Origin of the sequence: Aeromonas enteropelogenes (assembly GCF_020097295.1) — a bacterium.
GTDB classification, from domain to species: domain Bacteria; phylum Pseudomonadota; class Gammaproteobacteria; order Enterobacterales; family Aeromonadaceae; genus Aeromonas; species Aeromonas enteropelogenes.
Map to the genome: position 1 here is coordinate 3,148,177 of NZ_CP083625.1, position 19,077 is coordinate 3,167,253.

Here is a 19,077-nt window from a genome sequence, read left to right on the forward strand (position 1 = left end):
TCGGTTCACCATAACAGCTTGGGGTCGGCGGCGACAATCCGCGACGACAGGCTGGGGTGACTATCCGCGACTGCAGCGGGCGGGCAAGACCGGCATCTTGTTGATGCCGGATACCCTGGGCAGTTGTGGCTTGTCCTTGAGCCAGGAGGCGAGCTCCTCCCCGCAGCCATTGCCTGGTGGAATAGGGGGCTGGGGCTGGCAATCCGGACTGGCGGCGGGGCAGCGCAGGCGCACATGGAAGTGGCTGAAATGGCCCACCCAGGGGCGCAGCTTGGCCACCCAGGGCTCGTGACCCGCCTGCTGGCAGACGGCTGACTTGATCACCGGGTTGACGAAGATGCGTGCCACCTCGGGTTTGCTGGCAGCCAGGCGCAGCAGGGTGAGCTGCTGCGGGCCAAAGCGACCTGGCAGCATCTTGTAGCTGGGTTCGTCGATGAGCGCCCACTCCTTGGGGGCATCCTGCTCCCACTTGCTGATGGGGCGGTTGGCCATGCGAAACCAGATATCGGCATCGAGGCCGGTCTGGTGGCTGCGATGGCCTGAGGTAAAGGGGCCGCCGTGGGCCATCGCCAGATCGGCGATATAGAGATCCGGCAGGCCGGCCATGCGGCTCTGGTTGGCCAGCGTCTGCAGGTAATGAATAAGGTCGGGGTGGCCGTAGTAGCGCAGCCGCTTGGTACGGATCACCTGATAACCAGGCCCCTCCAGTGGCAGGGCCATGCCGTTTTTCAGGCAGCCGGCGGCATAACCGCCGATTGCCTCGGCGTGCAGGGCGGTAGCCAGTAACAGGGACGTCAGCATCTGTGTGCTCCTTGTCTTGTTTCGAGTCGGCTGAGGAGTGCGAACAGACTCAAACATATCAATAAATAGGCCGCTGCTACCAGCAGCCAGATCTCGTAAACCAGTCCGCTCGAGTTGGCCATCTCGGTGCCGACAAAGGTGAGCTCCTGCACCGAGATGAGGGAGACGATGGCGGTATCCTTCACCAGGGCGATGAGCTGGCCGGTGAGGGGCGGCAGCATCAGCAGCAGAGCCTGGGGCAGGATCACCTGGCGTAGCCGCACCCAGGGGGAGAGACCAAGGCTCTGCGCCGCCTCCCATTGCCCCGCTGGCACGGCAGCGAGGCCGGCCCGTACTATCTCGGCGACGAAGGCGGCGCTGATCATCCCGACGCACAGGGTGCCGGAGATGAGGTTCTCCCAGCGTGCCGGCGGGCCGAACAGCGCCTCCTGCCAGGGCGGGATGGCCGCGCTGCCGAGCCAGCGTGAGAGGCCGCTTGCCGGCAATAGCTGGTTGGCGATGAAAAAGTAGAAGATGAAGATAAACACCAGCGGCGGCAGGTTGCGGACAAGCTGGACAAACAGGGTGGCCGGCAGCACCAGCCAGGGGCGGCGGCTGAAGGTGGCAAGGCCGAGAGCAGTGCCGAGCAGCAGCGCCAGCAGCATGCCAAACAGGGCGATGCGCAAGGTGGTGAGCAGGCCGCTGAAAAAATAGGGTAGCTCACCGTGCGGGCCGCGAGTGAACAGCAGCTCGAAGGCCTGATGCCAGTGCCACTGATAGGATACCCCGATATGGACGCGGCTGGCGAGCCAGGCCGCCGTCAGCAGCAGGAGCACGACAATCGCTCTATCCAGCCAGCCGACGTGGCGAATGGCCCCTCTTATCTTCGTCAGCATCAGGGGTTGGCGACCTGCGCTTCCCATGCCAGCGACTTGAACCAGTAGTCATGACGCGCTTTGAGCCAGCCATCGGCCTGGCGGGCGTCGATCCACTCGTTGAACTGCTCGGCCAGGGCCCCGTCCTCCTTGCGCAAGGCAAAGCCTTCGTTCCCCTGCGCCAGCGGGGTGGCGAAGGGCATGAAGAGGGCATCGGGGTGGCGCAGTGCCTCCTGCTCCGGTTTGGGGGAGGAGGAGAGGGCGCCGTGGGCGCGGCCGTTCAGCACCTCCTGAAACACCTGGGACTCGTCATCGAACTGGCGCAGGGTCGCCTTGGGAAAGTTGACCTTGGCCACCTGTACTGGCGAGGCGCCACGGCGCACCGCCAGGATCACCCCGCGCTGGTTGAAGTCGGCCAGGGTTTTCTTCTCGCTTGCCATGGATGTTGAGGCGGCCAGCTGAACGCCGGAGTGGGAGTAAGGGTGGGTGAAGCGCACGCTCTTCTCCCGCTCGGGGGTGATGGTGAGGCCGCCGATGATGACGTCATATTTTTTTGCCAGCAGGGAGGGGATGATGCCATCCCAGGCGGTGGGGACGAACTCCACCTGCCAGCCGTGGTCGGTGGCGAGGCGACGGGCCACGTCAATCTCGAAACCGATCAGGGCTCCCTGTTTGTCCCGCATCGCCCAGGGGGCGAAGGTGGACATGCCGACCCTCAGGGTGCCGCTTTGCTCGATCTGGGCCTGGGTGGCGGAGGGCTGGGTGTCGGCCAGGGCGGGGGCAAACAGAGTGGTGGTCAGCAGCAGGGCTGCGCCCGACAGGGCGGTTTTGATGAATGATGTCATGGTTAACGTCCTTGTTGGTCCGGAGCAAGATGACGGGCCAGGGCCCGCGAACAGGCTGACAGGGTCAGCGTCAACAGCAAGTAGAGGGCGGCCACGGTAAACCACACCTCGAAGGTGAGAAAGGTGTCGGCTACCAGGGTGCGCCCCTCGTTGGTGAGATCGAAGATGGCGATGACGCTCACCAGGGCCGAGTGCTTGATGAGCGACACCAGCTCGTTGGTCAGCGGCGGCAATATGATGGTCATGAGCTGTGGCAGGATCACCTTGCGCAGGGTCACGGCTCTGGGCAGGCCGAGGGCGTGCGCGGCCTCCCACTGCCCCCTGGGTATGGCCAGCACACCTGCTCGCAACACCTCGGCGGTAAAGGCGCCCTGATAGAGGGAGAGGCTCAGCACGGCGCAGGCCAGCGGCGCCAGCCCCAGCATGGGGCCCAGCAGGAAGTAGAGAATATAGAGTTGCACCAATTGCGGCGTGGTGCGCACCAGCGCGAGATAGGCGAGGGCGAGCCAGGGGCCCAGGCGCGAGGGGAGCAGGCGCAGGCTCGCCACGCAGAGACCGACGACCAGGGTACCCACCAGGCTGAGCAGGGCTACTTGCAGGGTGACCAGCAGCCCACTTAGCAGCGGGCCGGCATAAAATTCTCCCTCATCCCACTCCCCGAGAAATGGCAACACCCGCGGCCATTGCCACTCATAGCCCATCTGGCGGGCACCGCTGTAGAGGGTCCAGCCAAGCAGCAGGAGCAGGGCCAGGGTGCCGAGCAGCCAGCCGAGCGGGGAGAGGCGGCGCGCGCTAGCCATGGTAGCTGAGCACCTGTTCGAGAAAGGCCCGGGTGCGCGGGTGGGAGGGGGCGCCAAAGAGCTGCGCCGGCGGGGCGGATTCGATGATCCGACCCTCGTCCATGAAGAGCACCCGATCCGCTACCTGACGGGCAAAGCCCATCTCGTGGGTGACGCAAACCAACGTCATCCCCTCGTCCGCCAGCTCGCGGATCACATCCAGTACCTCGCGGATCATCTCGGGGTCGAGGGCCGAAGTGGGTTCGTCAAACAGCATCAGCTCGGGCTGCATGCAGAGGGAACGGGCAATGGCTACCCTCTGCTGCTGGCCGCCCGAGAGCTGGTGGGGATACTTGTCAGCCTGGGCCTGGATGCGCACCCGCTCCAGCAGCGTCAGGGCCCGCGCCTTGGCCTCGGCCGGGCGCAGCCCCAGGGTGTGCACCGGCGCCACCATCAGGTTTTCCAGTACCGTCATGTGGGGAAAGAGGTTGAACTGCTGGAACACCATGCCGACCCGTCCTTGCAGCCGGCGCAGATAGGCGGGGGTAACGGGCTCGCCAAACAGGAACAGCTGGCCGCCGTCGATCCCCTCCAGGCCGTTGATGGTGCGGATCAGGGTGGATTTTCCAGAGCCAGACGGGCCGCAGATCACCCACTTCTCACCCCGCTCTATGGTGAGATCGATCTGGTGGAGAGCCTGAAAATCGCCATAGCGTTTGTTGACGCCACAAAAACGGACGCAAGGGAGCGTGCTGGTCAATGAATCGGTTCCATTGAGAGTCGTTGATGCCATGGTATTGATTTTGTGGGGACATGACAAAGAAAACCCCCTTGTCAGCACCCTGATGGCTGTTCACAATGGCGCCATTTTTCGATGGCAGGAGTCTCTCATGCGTATTACATCCTTGCTGGCCTCGCCGGGGCTACACCTCTTGATGCCGCCGGTGGTCCGTTATCGCCTCGTTATCCTGTTGCTGTGGCTGGTGAGCTGGGGCGTGGTGGCAGCCTCTGTGTGGTATGGCCGGCAGGCCATGGCCCTGATCCACTGGGTGGGACTGATCTTTGGCGGCATCACGGGACTCATGGTGTCGCTGCCCCGCAGTTGGCAGCCCTGGCGCATGGCGGAACTGGGCTGGGACGACGCTCATCTCTATCTGCTCAACGGCCCGAAGGACAAGGCGCTGGCACTGCCTCGCGATCGGCTGGTGGCCTTCGAGCGGGAGCGGCGGGTCGGCCATGATGGCCAGTGGCTCGACTTCAGCTTGGATCTGCAGTTGAGCGAGCAGGAGCTGGCAGAGGCCATGGCGCTGCTGGATCTCGGGCAGGAGTCGCTCCATCTGGTGAGCCCAGGTGTCTACCGTTTCGGGTTCAAACGCGCATGGCACGGCCGGCGCGCCCTGGCCCGACAACTGGCGACGCTGCAGCCGGGCTGAATCGACTATTTTCTCGACAATCCCGGACAAAGCTCGGATACTGCCAGTGACTCGAATTGATCTTGTCTGCATGTTCGCCCAAGAGATCAATCACTTGGGCCACTGTGCGGGGAAGGCCATGGCATGAAGCCCTGGCAGGTCCGGCATAGGGGTTGTGCCCTTACCGTTATGCCGGGAATTGCATAGAGAAGGCACCTTGAATCGAGAGTGGATGGCATGAAGATTTACGTAGGTAATCTGTCGTACCGGATGACGGCCGACGAACTGAAGACCCTGTTCAGCCAGTTTGGGCAGGTCGACAAGGTTGATATCATCATCGACCGCGATACCGGCCAGTCAAAGGGGTTTGGCTTTATTGAAATGCCGGTCAACGGAGAGGCCGAGAAGGCCATCGCCGACCTGCACGGCACTGAAGTCGCTGGCCGTACCATCACAGTCAACCAGGCCAAGCCGAAGACAGATGCCCCCCGTCGGCCGCAGCAACGCCATCGCTAAGGTGTTTCAATAACGCAAAACGGCATGGGATCTCCCATGCCGTTTTTGTTTCTGCATTTGTTGGTGTCGGTCTGCCCACTCAGGGCACGTCGTAGCCCAGCGCCGCCTTGCGAATGCGGAACCACTGCTGGCGGTTGAGGGTGATGGACTCCGAGGCCACGGCGGCGGCAATCCGCTCCCGCTTGCCGGAGCCGATCAACGGCAACGGCTGGCTTGGCAGCATCATCACCCAGGCGTAGACCACCTGCTCGATGGTCTGTGCGCCCACCTCCTGGCGGATCTGCTCGAGCTCGCCCCGCAGACCCTCGCAGGCCGGATCGCTGAACAGTCGGCCGCCACCGAGGCAGGACCAGGCCATCGGCTTGATCCCGAGCTGCTGGCACTGATCCAGAGAGCCATCCAGCGTTCCCTCCTGATGGAGCGGCGAGATCTCCAGCTGGTTGGTGACCAGCGGGAAGGGCAGACGGGATTGCAGCAGCTCGAACTGGCGGGCGGTGAAGTTGGAGACCCCAGCATGCTTGATCTTGCCCGCCTGCTTGAGGGTGATAAAGGCATCCGCCACTTCGTCTGCGTTCATCAGGGGATCAGGGCGGTGGATCAGCAGCAGATCCAGATGGTCGGTGCCGAGCTTTTGCAGCGAGGCCTCGGCGCTGGCGATGATGTGCCCCTTGCCGGTGTTGTAATGATTGAGAGCGTGCTCAGGGTTGGCAGTGAGGGCGATGCCGCACTTGCTGACGATTTCCATCCGATCGCGCAAGGAAGGCTCAAGGCGCAGGGCCTCGCCGAAGGCCGCCTCGCACTGGTAGCCGCCGTAGATGTCGGCGTGGTCGATGGTGCTCACCCCCAGATCCAGATGGTATTTCATCAGATCGAGCAGGGCGGTGGGGGAGAGCTGCCACTCCATCAGGCGCCAGTAACCCATGATGAGGTGTGAGAAAGTGGGGCCTTGCGGATGCAGGGCAACGCGGGATACAGACATGCATGACTCCTTGGCAAAACAGGAAGTAAAAAAGGGGCTGCCGGCATCTTGGCCTGATGAGAGGGACAAAGCAATAATGGCGCCAGGCATGATTCGAACTTTGGTTCTGACAGGGGGATAGCTCAGGTGGAAGGGTTTGCCGAACGGCTGCAGAGTCTGATTGGGGAGATGAGCGTGAGCGCCTTTGCCCGCAAGGTGGGGTTGAGCGAGGCGCTGATCCGCAAATACCTGAAAGGGGCCGAGCCCGGGCTGGCGCGGGCCAACCAGATAGCGATGGGGGCCAACTGTTCGCTGGAGTGGCTGGCCACCGGGTGCGGCTACCTCTACCGTCAGGCGGAGGTGGTGGACAGGGAAGCCTTGGGGGCGGCGCTGCTGCTGCTCAAGGAGCAGCGCAGCGGGCTGACTTTGCCCGACGAGGAGGCGCTGGTGACCCTGCTCGCCTACTACCAGTTTTTACGTACCCATAAAAAGGCGGACGGTTATCTCGATCTGGCGCTGGCGCGGGAGTTTGGCCGCCATCTGGGGGAGGCCTGACGGCGCGCGTATTACCATTTAGTCGGGTCACCACGGTCTGATTATTCTGATACGCTCTAAGCAAGTGAACGGTCCAGGGAACGGGCAATGAGTTACTTGATCCTCGGGAGTGGTGCGCTGGGCTCTGCGCTGGCAAGAGAGCTGATGAACAGGGGGGAATCCTTTTTGCTGGCGGGTCGCAGCTGCCCGGCCGGGATCGACCCCGGGGCCTGCTTCCCCATGCTGGAGGTGGACGAGCTTTCGTTCAACGCCCTCTTTACCCTCTACGACACCGAGCCGCTCCCCCGGGTGGTCATCAACACCATTGGCCTGTTGCATGGTCTCGATTTCATGCCGGAGCAGCGGGTGGAGCAGGTTCATCCCAAATGGCTGTGTGACAGCCTGCTGGCCAATGCTTGGCCGACTCTGGCCTTGGCGGCCCATTTCAGCCGTATCATGAACCCGCAACATCCATTGTGGCTCTGCGCCATCTCCGATATCGCAGGTTCCATCGGTGCCAACGAACAGGGGGAGCGCTATAGCTACCGGATGAGCAAGGCGGCCCTCGACATGGGGGTGAAGAACCTGGCACTGGAGTGGGCAAGACGCTTCCCGCAGGCCGGGGTGATCGCCGTGGCCCCCGGCCTGATGGACTCCCCGATGAACAACCCCTTCCTGGACGAGCTGCCAGACACATCGCTGCAAGCCCCTGCCGAGGTGGCGGGCAAGTTGCTGGATCTTATCGATAAACTTGCGTTGAGCCAGTCCGGCCAGCTGATCGATCTCGATGGACAGCCGCTACCCTGGTAGCGGTGCGGCAGACCTCCATGCGCTTCACAATATGATCATGTCCCCCTTGCCAAGGAGGGGTGGCATGGCTACCGTCATCCCTCTGCCTAGGAGGGATCTCATGCGCTATATCGATTTACGAAGTGATACGGTTACCCAGCCCACCGACGCCATGCGCCAGGTCATGCTTCATGCCGACGTTGGCGATGATGTCTATGGTGAGGATCCGAGCGTCAATGCACTGGAGGCCTATGGTGCCCGTTTGCTGGGCAAGCAGGCGGCGCTGTTTGTGCCCTCCGGCACCATGTCCAACCTGCTGGCGGTGATGAGCCACTGCCAGCGCGGCGAAGGGGCCATTTTGGGGAGCGCAGCCCACATCTATCGTTACGAGGCTCAGGGGAGCGCCGTGCTGGGGTCGGTCGCGTTGCAACCTCTGCCTATGCAGCCGGATGGTACCCTGGCGCTGGCGGATATCGAGGGGGCGCTGGCACCCGACGATGCCCATTTTGTCCAGACCCGGCTCATCTGTCTCGAAAATACCCACAATGGCAAGGTCTTGCCGCTTTCCTATTTGCAGCAGATGGGCGCCTTTGTCGCCGAGCGGGGATTGAAGCTCCATCTGGACGGAGCCCGCCTGTTCAATGCCGCCATCGCCAGCGAGACCCAGGTCGACACGCTGGCCGCGCCGTTTGACAGCATTTCGATCTGCCTCTCCAAGGGGCTGGGGGCGCCGGTGGGCTCCTTGCTGGTCGGAGAGCAGGCGTTTATCGCCCGCGCCAGACGGCTGCGCAAGATGCTGGGGGGCGGCATGCGCCAGGCCGGGATCCTGGCTCAGGCCGGGCTGTTCGCCCTGGAGCAGCATGTGCACCGGCTGGCTGATGATCACCGCCGTGCCCGTCGTCTGGCCGAAGGGCTGGCCGCCTTGCCCGGTATCGAGCTGGATCTTGCCCAGGTGCAGAGCAACATGGTGTTCCTGCGCCTCAAAAACGGGGAGTCTCAGGCGCTCCTTGCCTTTATGAAGGAGCGTGGGATCCTCTTCTCCGGCTACGGTGAGCTGCGGTTGGTGACCCATCTGCAGATCAATGATGACGATATCGAAGAGGTGATCGACGCCTTTACCGAATATCTGGGGGCGTGAAAAGCATGGATAAACAATCAGGGCGCCGCGGCGCCCTGATTGTTTTGTATGTCGATTGAGGTGGCATCAGCCCTGGCGCTGCCCTGTCATCAGCATGGCTTCGTCGGTGGCGTCGTAGATCATCACGGCGATATGGGTCACCTGGCCGCCAAAATCCGCCAGCGGCACCAGGGTCAGGTTCTGGAACATATGGGGGGCCGAGCCCGTGATGGGGCGGTAGTTGGAGAAGCGCAGCAGATAGGGCTTCTGCTCCCAGGTGCTGAAGGCCCGGTTGTTGAGCTTGAACACCATGTTGGCCTTGCGCTCGAACCAGGCTCTGTCCACATCGGGGAAGAGGTCGAACAACACGCCATCGCGCACCTCACCCGCCAACCGGCCGCTGTGGCTCTCCATGAAGCCGTTCCACACCTGTACCTTGTACTCCTTGTCGAGCACTACCAGGCCGACGTCCAGGTTCTGGACTATGTTCATCAGCCAATGAAATTCACGGATCTCCATAGTCACTCCTAGAGCATGTGCATGATTTTGTTGTTCATGGTGGCGATGGAATCTTCGGTAAACAGCAGCAGCAGATCACACTGCACCGCGTAGTCCTGGATCCGGTAGTTGATCTCGATGGCCAGGGTTCGGCGCCAGCGGCTCTTGTTGGTGTTGATGAGCTCGTTGATGGGCCTGTGTTGGCCGAGTACCACGGGGTGGCCCTGGCTGAAGGGGGTATCGAGCTGGCTGGCGTAACCGCGCAAAAAGGCGCCGATCAGCACGTTGGCGGTATCCATCAGCAGCTCCAGCTCGGCGGTGCGATCCAGCACCCCCTGGTGATTCATCAGGCGCGCCAGATCCTTGAAGCTGGAGTCGTGGAACAGGAGCAGGGCTTCACCTGCGATCCCGGCCCCGATAAAGCCCTGGCAGACGGCGGAGAGAGTATCCGAATCGGCTGCGGCCGAGAGGGCCATGTGCAGCTCGGAGACCTCCAGCACGTTGACGTTGGGAATGGGGAGCACCACGAAGGCGTTGAGCAGCCGGGCCAGCAGATCGGCGGCCTGGCCCATGGATACGTTGGCGAGCTCCTGATAGACGTCGCGGATCTCCGGGGTGATCTTGACGCCGGCATCGGCCAGCTCGCTCTCGGGCTGTGTTGCTGCGACGGGCTGACCGCTGGGGGCGCTATGCCAGAAGCCATGTTGCTTGAGCAGGGCGCACAGGGTTTCCGGCGATGCGGGCTTTTTGATGAAATCGAGGGCATCCAGACCCATGACCTTCTGGTAGGCTTCGGGCTGGATATCGCCGGAGACCACGATCACCTTGCTGCGAAGCCCCTCCCGTTGAAGGGTCTCCAGCACGCCATAGCCATCCATCTCCGGCATGGTGAGATCGAGGAAGATGAGATCTCCATGTCCCATCAATACCTGCTCTATCCCTTCAAGACCGTTGGCGGCGTAGTGCAGGTTGACGTTCCAGTCGGCGGGGAGTGCCCGCGCCAGCTGTTTGCGGGCAAACCCCGAGTCATCACATATCAATACATTCATGGTGCGTGGCAGGCTCTGTTGGCAAGTATTGCTATTAGTGTTGCCCGCTAACGCTCAGATGCAATGGGGGAGGGCATTTGCCTGTGAAAATTGATTGTCCCACTGCCGGTTGCGATAGCGTGCCGAGTATTTTTCAACAAATTCTGCAAACATGTTAACACGCAGCGGGGCGAACTGATGTTGGCAGTGCAGCATGTAGAGGGGCCGGTTGCCGGTTTGCCAGTCGGGCAGTACCGGCACCAGCTGCTCATCGTGGAGAAAACTGGCCACGTAGTGCAGCGGGGCATTGACGATCCCAAGATGCCGTCTGGCCGCCCTGACGGCTGCCTGGGTCTGGTTGACCGTCAACCTGGCCGGACGCTTGATGCAAACGTGCTGGCCATCCTTGTCGGTCAGCTGCCAATGCTGATGGGGCCAGCAGTAGATGAGATCGTGCTCTTCCAGCTGGTTGGGATGGGCGGGGGTGCCCTTCTTGGCCAGATAGAGGGGGGAGGCAAACAGGCCGTACTCGATATGACCAAGGCAGAGGGCGTTGGGCAAGGATTGGGGCAGTTCGCCGTTGAAGAACACCAGATCCCGATCGTTGTCGAACAGGTGCTGGTGATCATTGGTCTGGGTGATCTCGAACTGCACCTCGGGGTAACGCAGCCCGAATTCGGCCAGCATGTCGACCAGTATGGTATTGGAGATGGCCACGGGGGCCGCCACCCGGATCTGGCCGGTGATCTCTTCCTCCTTGCCCTGGATCTCGCTGGTGGCCTGCTCGATCTGGGCGAGGGGAGTGCACAGGCGCTCATAGTACCTGAGCCCTTCGTCAGTGAGCCGAAGCTTGCGGGTAGAGCGATGGAGCAGGGGGTAACCAAGGTGCTCTTCCAGTTGGGAGATGCGTCGACTGATGGTGCCTGTTGGCATGTCCAGTGCGGCTGCCGCGTGGGAGAATCCCCCTTCTTGCACCACCTTGACGAACAGGTAGAACTCTTCGATGTGTTTCATAAACGCTGTTCTGGGTGTAACAAGGGGGTCACCATAGAAAGAGCCTTTGCCCTTGGCAAGCGCAATTCAGCGTTTAATTGATCTGGGTTCTATTTCTGCTGAAACCTCTTTTATAACTGTGCTGCACCCGCGCGCAGACTTGTTCGAGACACTTTTTGCCACTTGTTTAACCGGAACAGCGAGGAGGTGTCTGGTTTCAACGTCGCTGGTATTCGCACCTGCACGGGATCTTGATGGCACTCAACACCGTGAGCATTTGTTCTAAGGTGATGGATTTATGAACGCCCTATATGTGATGGTGATCATATATTTCAAGTTTGGCTGGTAACTGGTCGCAAAGTAGCAGAGTGGTATATCAGAAACTGCTTAAGGAACGGATATTAACCGTATTGCCGTTTTTTTTGCCACTTTGTCCAGCCAATTGGTTAATTAATGGAAAGTTGGCGGCATAAATTGACAGGAAATTTTTGAATTCAACAGTTTGTCAATTGAAAATATCTTTAAAAAAGTACCAAATTGTTTCAAACAGTGTCAGCTGGCTCACTCTTAGTGGTTGTTTTTGCTGATAAAAAAAGATAAAAATCGATATTGCAATTAACCTGTAATAACCAGGTTCTTGGCTGAGTCCTATTGTCGTTTCAGCATATCGCCATCCGTTGCCGATATCTGAAATGGTATTTTCTGCTCGAGGCCATCTTGATCAAATGTGGGCACAAATTATGTGCACCCGGCATTCGACAGATGGCAGTGTGCGTTGTCTGTTGTTCGGTTAACCAGTGATCATCCAGTATGAATGACCTTGACCAGATGAATACCCTTGACGAACGGTTACTGAAAACGATGGATGTTCTGCATACCCCCATCTGGGTCTATGACATCGAGCATCACCATATTTTCTGGGCCAACAACGCCGCGCTGCCGGTCTGGGAAGCAACTTCCCTGGATGAGCTTCGCGCTCGCGATTTTTCTGCCGACATGGCTACCGCCATCGATCTCCTGTTGCAGCGCTACCTGGGGGATTTCAAGCAGGGGCGCAGCTACAACGAGTGGTGGACCCTCTCTCCCAAGGGGGTCAAAAAGCAGATCTATCTGCGTCTTTCCGGTATCCGGCTGGCGGGTCGTCTGATGATGATGACCGAGGCGGTACTGGACTCCGATTCCCTCTATCAGGAGTCTTCCCTCGCGACCGGGGATACGCTGGCCTGCCTGTTTGACAGCCAGGGCAGCTTCGAGAGCGGCAACTATCACTTCGAGATGTGCTTTGGCCGCAGCATCGAACAGCTTGCCCAGATCTTTCCCGGCAACGATGACAGCTTTTACCAGAAGCTCTCCCGCCTTGATGAAGTGGTCACGGAAGGGGAGTGCCGCACCCTCAAGGGGATGCGCTGGTTCCAGTTTCAATTCCGCTATATCCAGCAGGGGGCGCGGATCCTGCTCACCATGCGGGATATTACCGACCGCAAGCTTGAGGAGCTGGAACATCGCCACCTGGCCTGGCATGACTCCCTGACCGGCCTGCTCAATCGCTATGGTCTGATGAAGTCCCTGGAGGCCTACTGCGGGCTGGGGGAGCGTTTCGCGCTGGTGTTCATGGATCTGGACAACTTCAAGCTGGTCAACGACAACTATGGCCACAAGGCCGGCGATCGCCTGCTGGAACGGGTGGCGGGCAGGCTCAGGCAGATCTGCCCGCGGGATGTGGAGCTGGCCCGTCTCGGCGGGGACGAGTTTACCGCGCTGGTGCCTCTGGGCGGTCAGGCCGATCGGGCCCAGGAGGTAGCCGATCTGATGCTCTCCCAGATGACAAGGCCCCTGCAGCTCAACGGTTTGCCCGAGGTGACCATAGGGGGGAGCATCGGCATCGCCATCTATCCGGATGATGCCGACGATGGCGACAATCTCATCACCCGGGCCGATATGGCCATGTATCAGGCCAAGCAGATGGGGCGGCTGCGCTGGCAGCGCTTTACTCCCAGCATGCAGCAGACCCTTGCAACGCAAGCTCAATCTCAAGCAGTTTCTGGCCAAGGCCATCGGCCGCCAGGAGCTGAGCCTCAGTTACCAGCCCCAGGTTGATGTGGCGAAAGGTCGTCTGACCGGTTATGAGGCGCTGCTGCGCTGGCACAGCCCGGTACTGGGCCATGTCTCTCCTATTGAGTTCATCCCCCTGGCCGAGGAGATGGGGCTGATCCGCGAGATTGGCAGCTGGGTGCTCACCACGGCGCTGGCCCAGATGGCATCTTGGCAACGACAGTTCCACAAGCGGGTGCCTGTCTCGGTCAATCTTTCGGGTTTCCAGCTCTCTGCCGCCTTGCCGGAACAGGTGGCCCAGCAGCTCGCACTGCACGGGGTCGAGCCTTCGCTATTGACGCTGGAGCTGACGGAGACGGTACTGATGCTCGACATGAAAGGATGCCTCGACATCCTGGATGCCTTGAGCGAGCAGGGGATCAAGATCGCCATCGATGACTTTGGCACAGGCTACTCGTCCCTTGCCTACCTGAACCGGCTTCCCATCGACACCATCAAGCTGGATCGCTCCTTTGTGGTGGGTCTCAATTTGCCGGTGATCCGGGCCACCACCGCCATGGCCACCAGCCTGGGACTGGGGATCATGGCCGAAGGGGTGGAAGAGCCGCACGAACTGGCAGCCTTGAAGGCACAGGGGTGTCATGCCTTCCAGGGCTATCTGTTCAGCAAGCCCCAGACAGTGGCCGAAGTGGAAGCGAGCGACTTCACGGTTGAGTGTCAAATGGGGAGCTACCCATTGGTGGGAATTGCTTCGCTGATTAATTAATGCGCTGTGAATCGTGTTTTCGCAGTTTATAATGTTAGTTTTTTCGCAATTTAGTGCACTTTTTTGCTGTGCGTCATAGGACTTTTTAGCAGAGATTGCTAGCATGCGGCCTCATTTCATGGGAAAGGAGTACCGCAATAATGAGTCAAGCCGAAGTCCATGCCAGCCCGGGTAATCAATCCAACGGCTGGTTGAACCGCTTCCTGAATGGTGTCGAGAAAGCCGGGAACAAATTACCCGACCCCGCCATGCTGTTTCTGTATGCCCTGCTGATCGTCTGGGTCGGATCCTGGGTGTTGTCGCAATTCCAGTTTGATTTGGTCAATCCCCGCACCGGCGAAGCCGTGGTCGTCAACAACCTGCTGACCGGAGCCGGCCTTGCCGAGTTCCTCTCCAGCATGGTCACTACCTTCACCGGCTTTGCCCCCCTTGGCATCGTGCTGGTCGCCATGCTGGGGGTCGGGGTGGCCGAACAGTCCGGCTTCATCAACACCGGGCTCAAGAAGCTGCTCAAGGTCACGCCGGCGCGCTTCCTGACCCCCATGCTGATCCTGGTGGCCATCGTCAGCCATACCGCTGCTGATGCGGGTTATGTGCTGGTGATCCCCATCGGCGGCATCATTTTCCACGCTGCCGGTCGTCATCCGCTGGCGGGGATTGCGGCGGCGTTTGCCGGCGTGTCCGGTGGTTTTGCCGCCAACTTCCTGCCCTCCGGTGGCGACGCCCTGCTGCAGGGTTTCACCCAGTCTGCCGCCCAGCTGCTTGACCCCGAATACATGGTCAACACCCTGTGCAACATCATCTTCACCGGGGCCTCCTCCCTGCTGATCATCTGTGTCGGCTGGTTTGTCACCGAGAAGATCGTTGAGCCGCGCCTCAAGCACGTTCCCCTCAACGACGATCTGGAGAGTGCCGACGAGATGGGACGCTACAGTGCGCAAGAGAGCCGCGCTTTCAACTGGGCCGGATTTGCCATGCTGGCGGCCATCGCGCTGCTGGCCCTGGCGCTCTCGCCGGCGGATTCCCCCCTGCGTGCCGCAGACGGCTCGCTGACCACCTTCGCCGCCCCCGTGATGAAGTCCATCGTGCCGCTCATCTTCCTGTTGTTCATCCTGCCCGGTATCGTCTACGGCTTCGTGGCCGGTACCTTCAAGAGCGGCAAGGACGTGATCGATGCCATGTCGGCCACCATGAATAAGATGGGCTCCTACATGGTGATGGCCTTCTTCTGTGCGCTCTTCATCAAGGCGTTTGGTGATTCCAACCTGGGCACCCTGCTGGCCCTCTCCGGTGCCGAAGTGCTGCACGCTCTGGCGCTGCCGGGTGAAGTGACCATCGTCGGGATGATCCTGCTTACTGCCACCGTCAACCTGGTGGTGGGCTCGGCTTCCGCCAAATGGGCGCTGATCAGCCCGATCCTGGTGCCCATGCTGATGGCTGTCGGGATCTCCCCCGAGCTGACTCAGGCGGCGTACCGGGTAGGGGATTCAGCCTCCAACATCATCACACCCCTGATGGTCTTCTTCCCGCTGGTGGTGGTCTATTGCCAGCGCTATGTGAAGAGCACAGGTATCGGGACCCTGGTCTCCATGATGCTGCCATACTCCCTGGCCTTCCTGGTGAGCTGGACCATCTTCCTGCTGGTCTACTGGGCGCTGGGCTTCCCTCTCGGGTTGCAGGCCCCCTATGTCTATCCGGCCCCTTGATGGGGTGAGTGCGAGGGAGCCTTGGGCTCCCTCGTTTTTTTGGTTATGGTGTTACCTCATTTTGGAGGTGCCATGAATCCGACCATCGATCTCATCCTGTCCCATCGTTCCATTCGCCAGTTCAGCGCCGAGCCGATAGCGCCCGAGCAGCTGGATGCCATCCTCGCCGCCGCGCAATCAGCCGCCAGCTCGAGTTTTCTGCAGGTGACCAGCATTATCAGGGTGACAGAGCCGCAGGCGCGCACCCGGTTGGTTGAGCTTGCCGGCAACCAGCCTTATGTGGCCCAAGCCGCCGAGTTTCTGGTGTTCTGCGCCGACTACTATCGCCATACCCAGATCGTGCCCGATGCCAGAACCGGCTACGCGGAGCAGTTGCTTATCGGTGCCATCGATGGCGCCCTGATGGCGCAAAATGCCCTGCTGGCTGCCCAGTCCCTGGGCTTGGGCGGTGTCTATATCGGCGGTATTCGCAACCATCCGGTCGAGGTGAGCGAACTCCTGGGGTTGCCTCATCAGGTGATCCCGTTGTTTGGTCTCTGTTTGGGCCATCCTGCCCAGCAGCCGGAGCAGAAGCCCCGTTTGCCAAAGGCGCTGGTGGTGCATCAGGATCGCTACCAACAGACGCTGGATCGCGATTTGCTGGCACAATACGACGAGCAGATCCTGGCCTACTACCAGGCGCGCAGCAGCAATAACAAGCAGCAGACCTGGAGCAGCCAGATCCGCGCCATTCTGGGCAAGGAGTCCCGCCCCTTCATGCTGGGGTTCCTGCAATCCCGGGGCTTTAATCTCAAGTAATCATCGCGCTGGGCGATACTAAGGGGGTGGCCATTTCGGCCAGCCCCCAGATCCTGCCCTGAGACCGGGGACACAGCTTGATGACAAATCGTGGACACGGGGGCTCTGCAGGCTACCTTAAGTAGGTAAGCTGTTGTAGGATCACGCAATTGGATTGGGACAGGGGTTTGGACATCCTATGATTATCACTTTGGTATTGCTGTCTATTGGCGCGCTCCTGTTTTTGGTCATCGCCTATAACGTGGTGCAGCAATATAAGCAGAAGGCAGAAGCGGACAAGCGCAATGCCGTTGCCAGACACAAGACGGTGGCCGACGAGACCGAAGAGGTCCTGCTCAACGTCAATCTGGTGCCTTTCTCCAAAAACATGGTGCTGCTGCTGCAACACCGCATTCTCGACGCCTACCGCGCCATTGCCCTGTTGATGCCCAATACCCAGGTCAAGCAGCGGATTGCCGATGTGCAGACCCAGATCAAGAACGTGCAGGAGAATTACAGCAGTCAGGATGAAGGGCACTTCAAGACACCGGAGTCGGATCGCCAGGCGATCCAGATGCTGCAACTGGTCAAGAAGATGCGCGCCCTGCTGCGGGTCGAACACAACAAGGGCAAGATAGATCCGCAAGGATTTGCCCAGGAAGATCGCCGCCTTGAGCTGATGCAGCTCAAGATCAATATCTCCAACCTGGTCAAGCGGGCGATGGATGCCCAGATCCAGGGCCAGTACGGTACCTGTCGCCAGCTCTATACCAAGGGACTGTCCGTGATGGCGGGGGTGAGCGACAAGGATCCTTATCTGCTGGCGCGGGAAGAGGATATGCGTCAGGGGCTCATGGCTCTGGATGAGTTGCAGCAGCAAAACAGCGCCCAGGATCTGCAAAACATCAAGGACAGGGAGACCGACGAGCTCGATGTCCTGTTCCAGCCCAAGAAGAAATGGTAACCATGTCTCACCCACTCGATTCCACACTGGGGCCAATGGCCCCATTTGTTTCTCAGCTGTTGACCGAACTGGCCGCCCTTGGCGTCAACATGACAGCTCCCCATATCGATCACCTCTGCTACCGTGCCGCCAATTTGTCCGAATACCAGTCTCTGTGCGAGGTACTGGCAGGAGCGGGGGAGCTGCTGGTGGAGGGGATGATTGGTGGGCGCCCCATCGCGACCTATCGCTTGAATCAGCCTGTCAGGGTAGGGGATGTCGAAGTGCCCTGCATCGAGCTGGCAGCCCCCAAACCGGGGCGCAGCCACCAGGCGGGGCTTGAACATATCGAGCTGGTGGTGCCTTCGCTGGCCGCCTTGGTGGAGCTGTACCCGACGTTGCCGTTCAAGACCGGCAATATGATGGATGAGCGCAACCCGGACATAGGCCTGATGCTGCCGTCGGGGCAGATCAAATTCCACCTGCGCTCCTTGGCCGAAGTGATCGCCGAAGAGGTGGCCACCGGCGCCGTGGTGCTCGTTCCCGCCGATTATTTCTCCCGGGCGTAATTAGCCTTACCCCGTGGAATCGTGAGCAAGATTGCCAGCCAGGCAGAGCGCTGCACTTTATTACGGCTGGCAAGCGAATACCATCTATCCCGATGGGGTGGGTGCCTTGTGGCATACCTTGTGCCACACTGGCGCCCTGCCGGGAGTCTCCCACCGCAAATGACCCTCATGCTGCCATCACGGAGTGAGTTTCCAGCATCATGTCCTCGCCACACCCCGTCCCGTACCACTTCACCCGAATTGAACGGGTGCTCGACTACATCCACTCCCATCTGGATGAATCCTTGTCGCTGGAACAGCTGGCGGAACAGAGCTGCTGGTCGCGCTGGCAACTGCAGCGGATGTTTTTGCACGAAACCGGGCTGACGGTGGCCAGCTATGTGCGCGAGCTAAAGTTGAGCCTGGCGGCGGAGGCGCTGTTGTCGGGACGGCAACGAGTGCTGGATCTGGCGCTTTGCTACGGTTTTGGCTCCGAGGTGAGTTTTAGCCGCGCCTTCAAGCAGCAGTTTGGCTGCTCACCGCTGGCCTATCGCAAGCGGGGACTGAGACTGGGGCTGCGTACCCCGCTGGTGAGGGCAGCGATGGCGGTTGCAAGTCCCCCCAAGCTGGTGCAGTTGCGAATAGAGAGCAGGCCTGGTTTCACCCTGCATGGGATCAGGGGGCAGATCAGCGGTCTGTTTGCCGAGGCGCCCGATTTTCAGCAGACGGTGCCCGCCATCTGGCGGGCCTTGCGAGATACCGGTGCGCTGGAGAGGGCAAGGGAGCTGATCGGTGTCGTGGATGTCTCGGCGGCGGGCGTCATTTTGCCCTACTGGGCTTGTGTGGCAGAGGAGGAGGGGAGTGAATCTGCGCCGGGACTCACAGATCTGGCGATCCCGCCCCAGACCTATGCGGTACTCACCCACGTGGGCCCTATCAGCCAGTTAGGGCAGAGCCTCAACTGGTTCATTCTGCACTGGCTGCCATCTTCCAGTTATCGCGGGTTGGACGGGTTCGAGCTGGAGCGCTATGGCGTCGGGTTCGACGGCCAGCAGCCGGATGCCAGCATGGAGTACTGGTTGCCCATCTCACCGCGCTGATCACAAAGTGCTCGAGGGGGCTGTCTGGGAGCGAGCCGCCGTCCTGGTGGGCACTGATCAT

At 60.5% G+C, this 19,077-nt stretch carries 19 protein-coding genes and 1 pseudogene; 11 read left to right on the plus strand and 9 right to left on the minus strand.

Features of this window, described 5'->3' with window-relative positions; genetic code table 11:
- Positions 1–60: 60 nt before the first annotated feature.
- Genes mepA through LA321_RS14750 form a run of 5 tightly spaced genes read right to left on the minus strand, consistent with a single transcriptional unit; the run spans position 61 to position 4,072 of the window.
- Entirely contained in the window at positions 61–801 is a 741-nt protein-coding gene (mepA, locus tag LA321_RS14730) for a penicillin-insensitive murein endopeptidase (protein ID WP_042071635.1), read from the minus strand.
- Positions 795–1,703 (minus strand): amino acid ABC transporter permease, encoded by a 909-nt coding sequence (locus LA321_RS14735; protein ID WP_052445734.1) that lies wholly within the window; start codon positions 1,701–1,703, stop codon positions 795–797. Before LA321_RS14735 ends, mepA begins: the two co-directional genes overlap by 7 nt.
- On the minus strand, positions 1,676–2,500 hold the full coding sequence (locus LA321_RS14740; protein WP_042071631.1) for a transporter substrate-binding domain-containing protein: 825 nt from the start codon (positions 2,498–2,500) through the stop codon (positions 1,676–1,678). Before LA321_RS14740 ends, LA321_RS14735 begins: the two co-directional genes overlap by 28 nt.
- A gap of 2 nt (positions 2,501–2,502) precedes the next feature.
- Entirely contained in the window at positions 2,503–3,300 is a 798-nt protein-coding gene (locus LA321_RS14745; protein ID WP_042071628.1) for an amino acid ABC transporter permease, read from the minus strand.
- The gene (locus LA321_RS14750) at positions 3,293–4,072 is read right to left on the minus strand and encodes an amino acid ABC transporter ATP-binding protein (RefSeq protein WP_042071626.1); all 780 of its coding nucleotides are present in this window, start codon (positions 4,070–4,072) and stop codon (positions 3,293–3,295) included. The genes LA321_RS14745 and LA321_RS14750 overlap by 8 nt, the downstream gene beginning before the upstream one ends.
- Before the next feature lie 97 nt (positions 4,073–4,169).
- On the opposite strand from LA321_RS14750, the gene LA321_RS14755 reads away from it, so the two are divergent.
- Together LA321_RS14755 and LA321_RS14760 are read left to right on the plus strand one after the other, a co-directional pair.
- Positions 4,170–4,712: a hypothetical protein gene (locus LA321_RS14755; protein WP_042071625.1), complete on the plus strand. Its 543-nt coding sequence runs from the start codon at positions 4,170–4,172 to the stop codon at positions 4,710–4,712.
- 216 nt (positions 4,713–4,928) lie between these two features.
- Entirely contained in the window at positions 4,929–5,207 is a 279-nt protein-coding gene (locus LA321_RS14760) for an RNA recognition motif domain-containing protein (RefSeq protein ID WP_026456734.1), read from the plus strand.
- Positions 5,208–5,286: 79 nt separating this feature from the next.
- Here the strand turns inward: LA321_RS14760 and LA321_RS14765 are convergent, their stop codons facing one another.
- A complete protein-coding gene (locus LA321_RS14765) occupies positions 5,287–6,186 on the minus strand; it encodes an aldo/keto reductase (protein WP_042071623.1) in 900 nt (299 codons plus the stop codon).
- Positions 6,187–6,312: 126 nt separating this feature from the next.
- On the opposite strand from LA321_RS14765, the gene LA321_RS14770 reads away from it, so the two are divergent.
- The 3 genes from LA321_RS14770 to ltaE all read left to right on the plus strand — a co-directional run bounded on the left by LA321_RS14770 (position 6,313) and on the right by ltaE (position 8,626).
- On the plus strand, positions 6,313–6,720 hold the full coding sequence (locus LA321_RS14770) for a helix-turn-helix domain-containing protein (protein ID WP_042071621.1): 408 nt from the start codon (positions 6,313–6,315) through the stop codon (positions 6,718–6,720).
- Positions 6,721–6,807: 87 nt separating this feature from the next.
- Positions 6,808–7,509 (plus strand): SDR family oxidoreductase, encoded by a 702-nt coding sequence (locus tag LA321_RS14775; protein WP_042071618.1) that lies wholly within the window; start codon positions 6,808–6,810, stop codon positions 7,507–7,509.
- A 100-nt stretch (positions 7,510–7,609) separates the two neighbouring features.
- Positions 7,610–8,626, plus strand: coding sequence for a low-specificity L-threonine aldolase (ltaE, locus tag LA321_RS14780; RefSeq protein ID WP_042071615.1), 1,017 nt, complete (start codon positions 7,610–7,612; stop codon positions 8,624–8,626).
- A gap of 66 nt (positions 8,627–8,692) precedes the next feature.
- Here the strand turns inward: ltaE and LA321_RS14785 are convergent, their stop codons facing one another.
- From LA321_RS14785 to LA321_RS14795, 3 genes are read right to left on the minus strand one after another with little or no spacing between them, the layout of a single operon-like run.
- Positions 8,693–9,124 (minus strand): PAS domain-containing protein, encoded by a 432-nt coding sequence (locus LA321_RS14785; RefSeq protein ID WP_042071613.1) that lies wholly within the window; start codon positions 9,122–9,124, stop codon positions 8,693–8,695.
- A gap of 8 nt (positions 9,125–9,132) precedes the next feature.
- The gene (locus LA321_RS14790) at positions 9,133–10,152 is read right to left on the minus strand and encodes a response regulator (RefSeq protein ID WP_042071611.1); all 1,020 of its coding nucleotides are present in this window, start codon (positions 10,150–10,152) and stop codon (positions 9,133–9,135) included.
- Positions 10,153–10,206: 54 nt separating this feature from the next.
- Positions 10,207–11,145: a LysR family transcriptional regulator gene (locus LA321_RS14795; protein ID WP_042028948.1), complete on the minus strand. Its 939-nt coding sequence runs from the start codon at positions 11,143–11,145 to the stop codon at positions 10,207–10,209.
- Between the two features lie 840 nt (positions 11,146–11,985).
- Here LA321_RS14795 and LA321_RS14800 point away from each other — a divergent pair.
- The 6 genes and pseudogenes from LA321_RS14800 to LA321_RS14825 all read left to right on the plus strand — a co-directional run bounded on the left by LA321_RS14800 (position 11,986) and on the right by LA321_RS14825 (position 19,016).
- A pseudogene (locus tag LA321_RS14800) lies at positions 11,986–13,942 on the plus strand (putative bifunctional diguanylate cyclase/phosphodiesterase).
- Between the two features lie 140 nt (positions 13,943–14,082).
- Positions 14,083–15,648, plus strand: a complete 1,566-nt coding sequence (locus LA321_RS14805) for an AbgT family transporter (protein WP_026457802.1) — start codon at positions 14,083–14,085, stop codon at positions 15,646–15,648.
- 72 nt (positions 15,649–15,720) lie between these two features.
- A complete protein-coding gene (gene nfsA, locus LA321_RS14810) occupies positions 15,721–16,446 on the plus strand; it encodes an oxygen-insensitive NADPH nitroreductase (RefSeq protein WP_042071608.1) in 726 nt (241 codons plus the stop codon).
- Positions 16,447–16,624: 178 nt separating this feature from the next.
- Positions 16,625–17,389 (plus strand): hypothetical protein, encoded by a 765-nt coding sequence (locus LA321_RS14815; protein WP_042071606.1) that lies wholly within the window; start codon positions 16,625–16,627, stop codon positions 17,387–17,389.
- The gene (locus tag LA321_RS14820) at positions 17,383–17,937 is read left to right on the plus strand and encodes a VOC family protein (protein ID WP_042071604.1); all 555 of its coding nucleotides are present in this window, start codon (positions 17,383–17,385) and stop codon (positions 17,935–17,937) included. The genes LA321_RS14815 and LA321_RS14820 overlap by 7 nt, the downstream gene beginning before the upstream one ends.
- 200 nt (positions 17,938–18,137) lie before the next feature.
- Entirely contained in the window at positions 18,138–19,016 is an 879-nt protein-coding gene (locus LA321_RS14825; RefSeq protein ID WP_042071601.1) for an AraC family transcriptional regulator, read from the plus strand.
- Positions 19,017–19,077 lie beyond the last annotated feature (61 nt).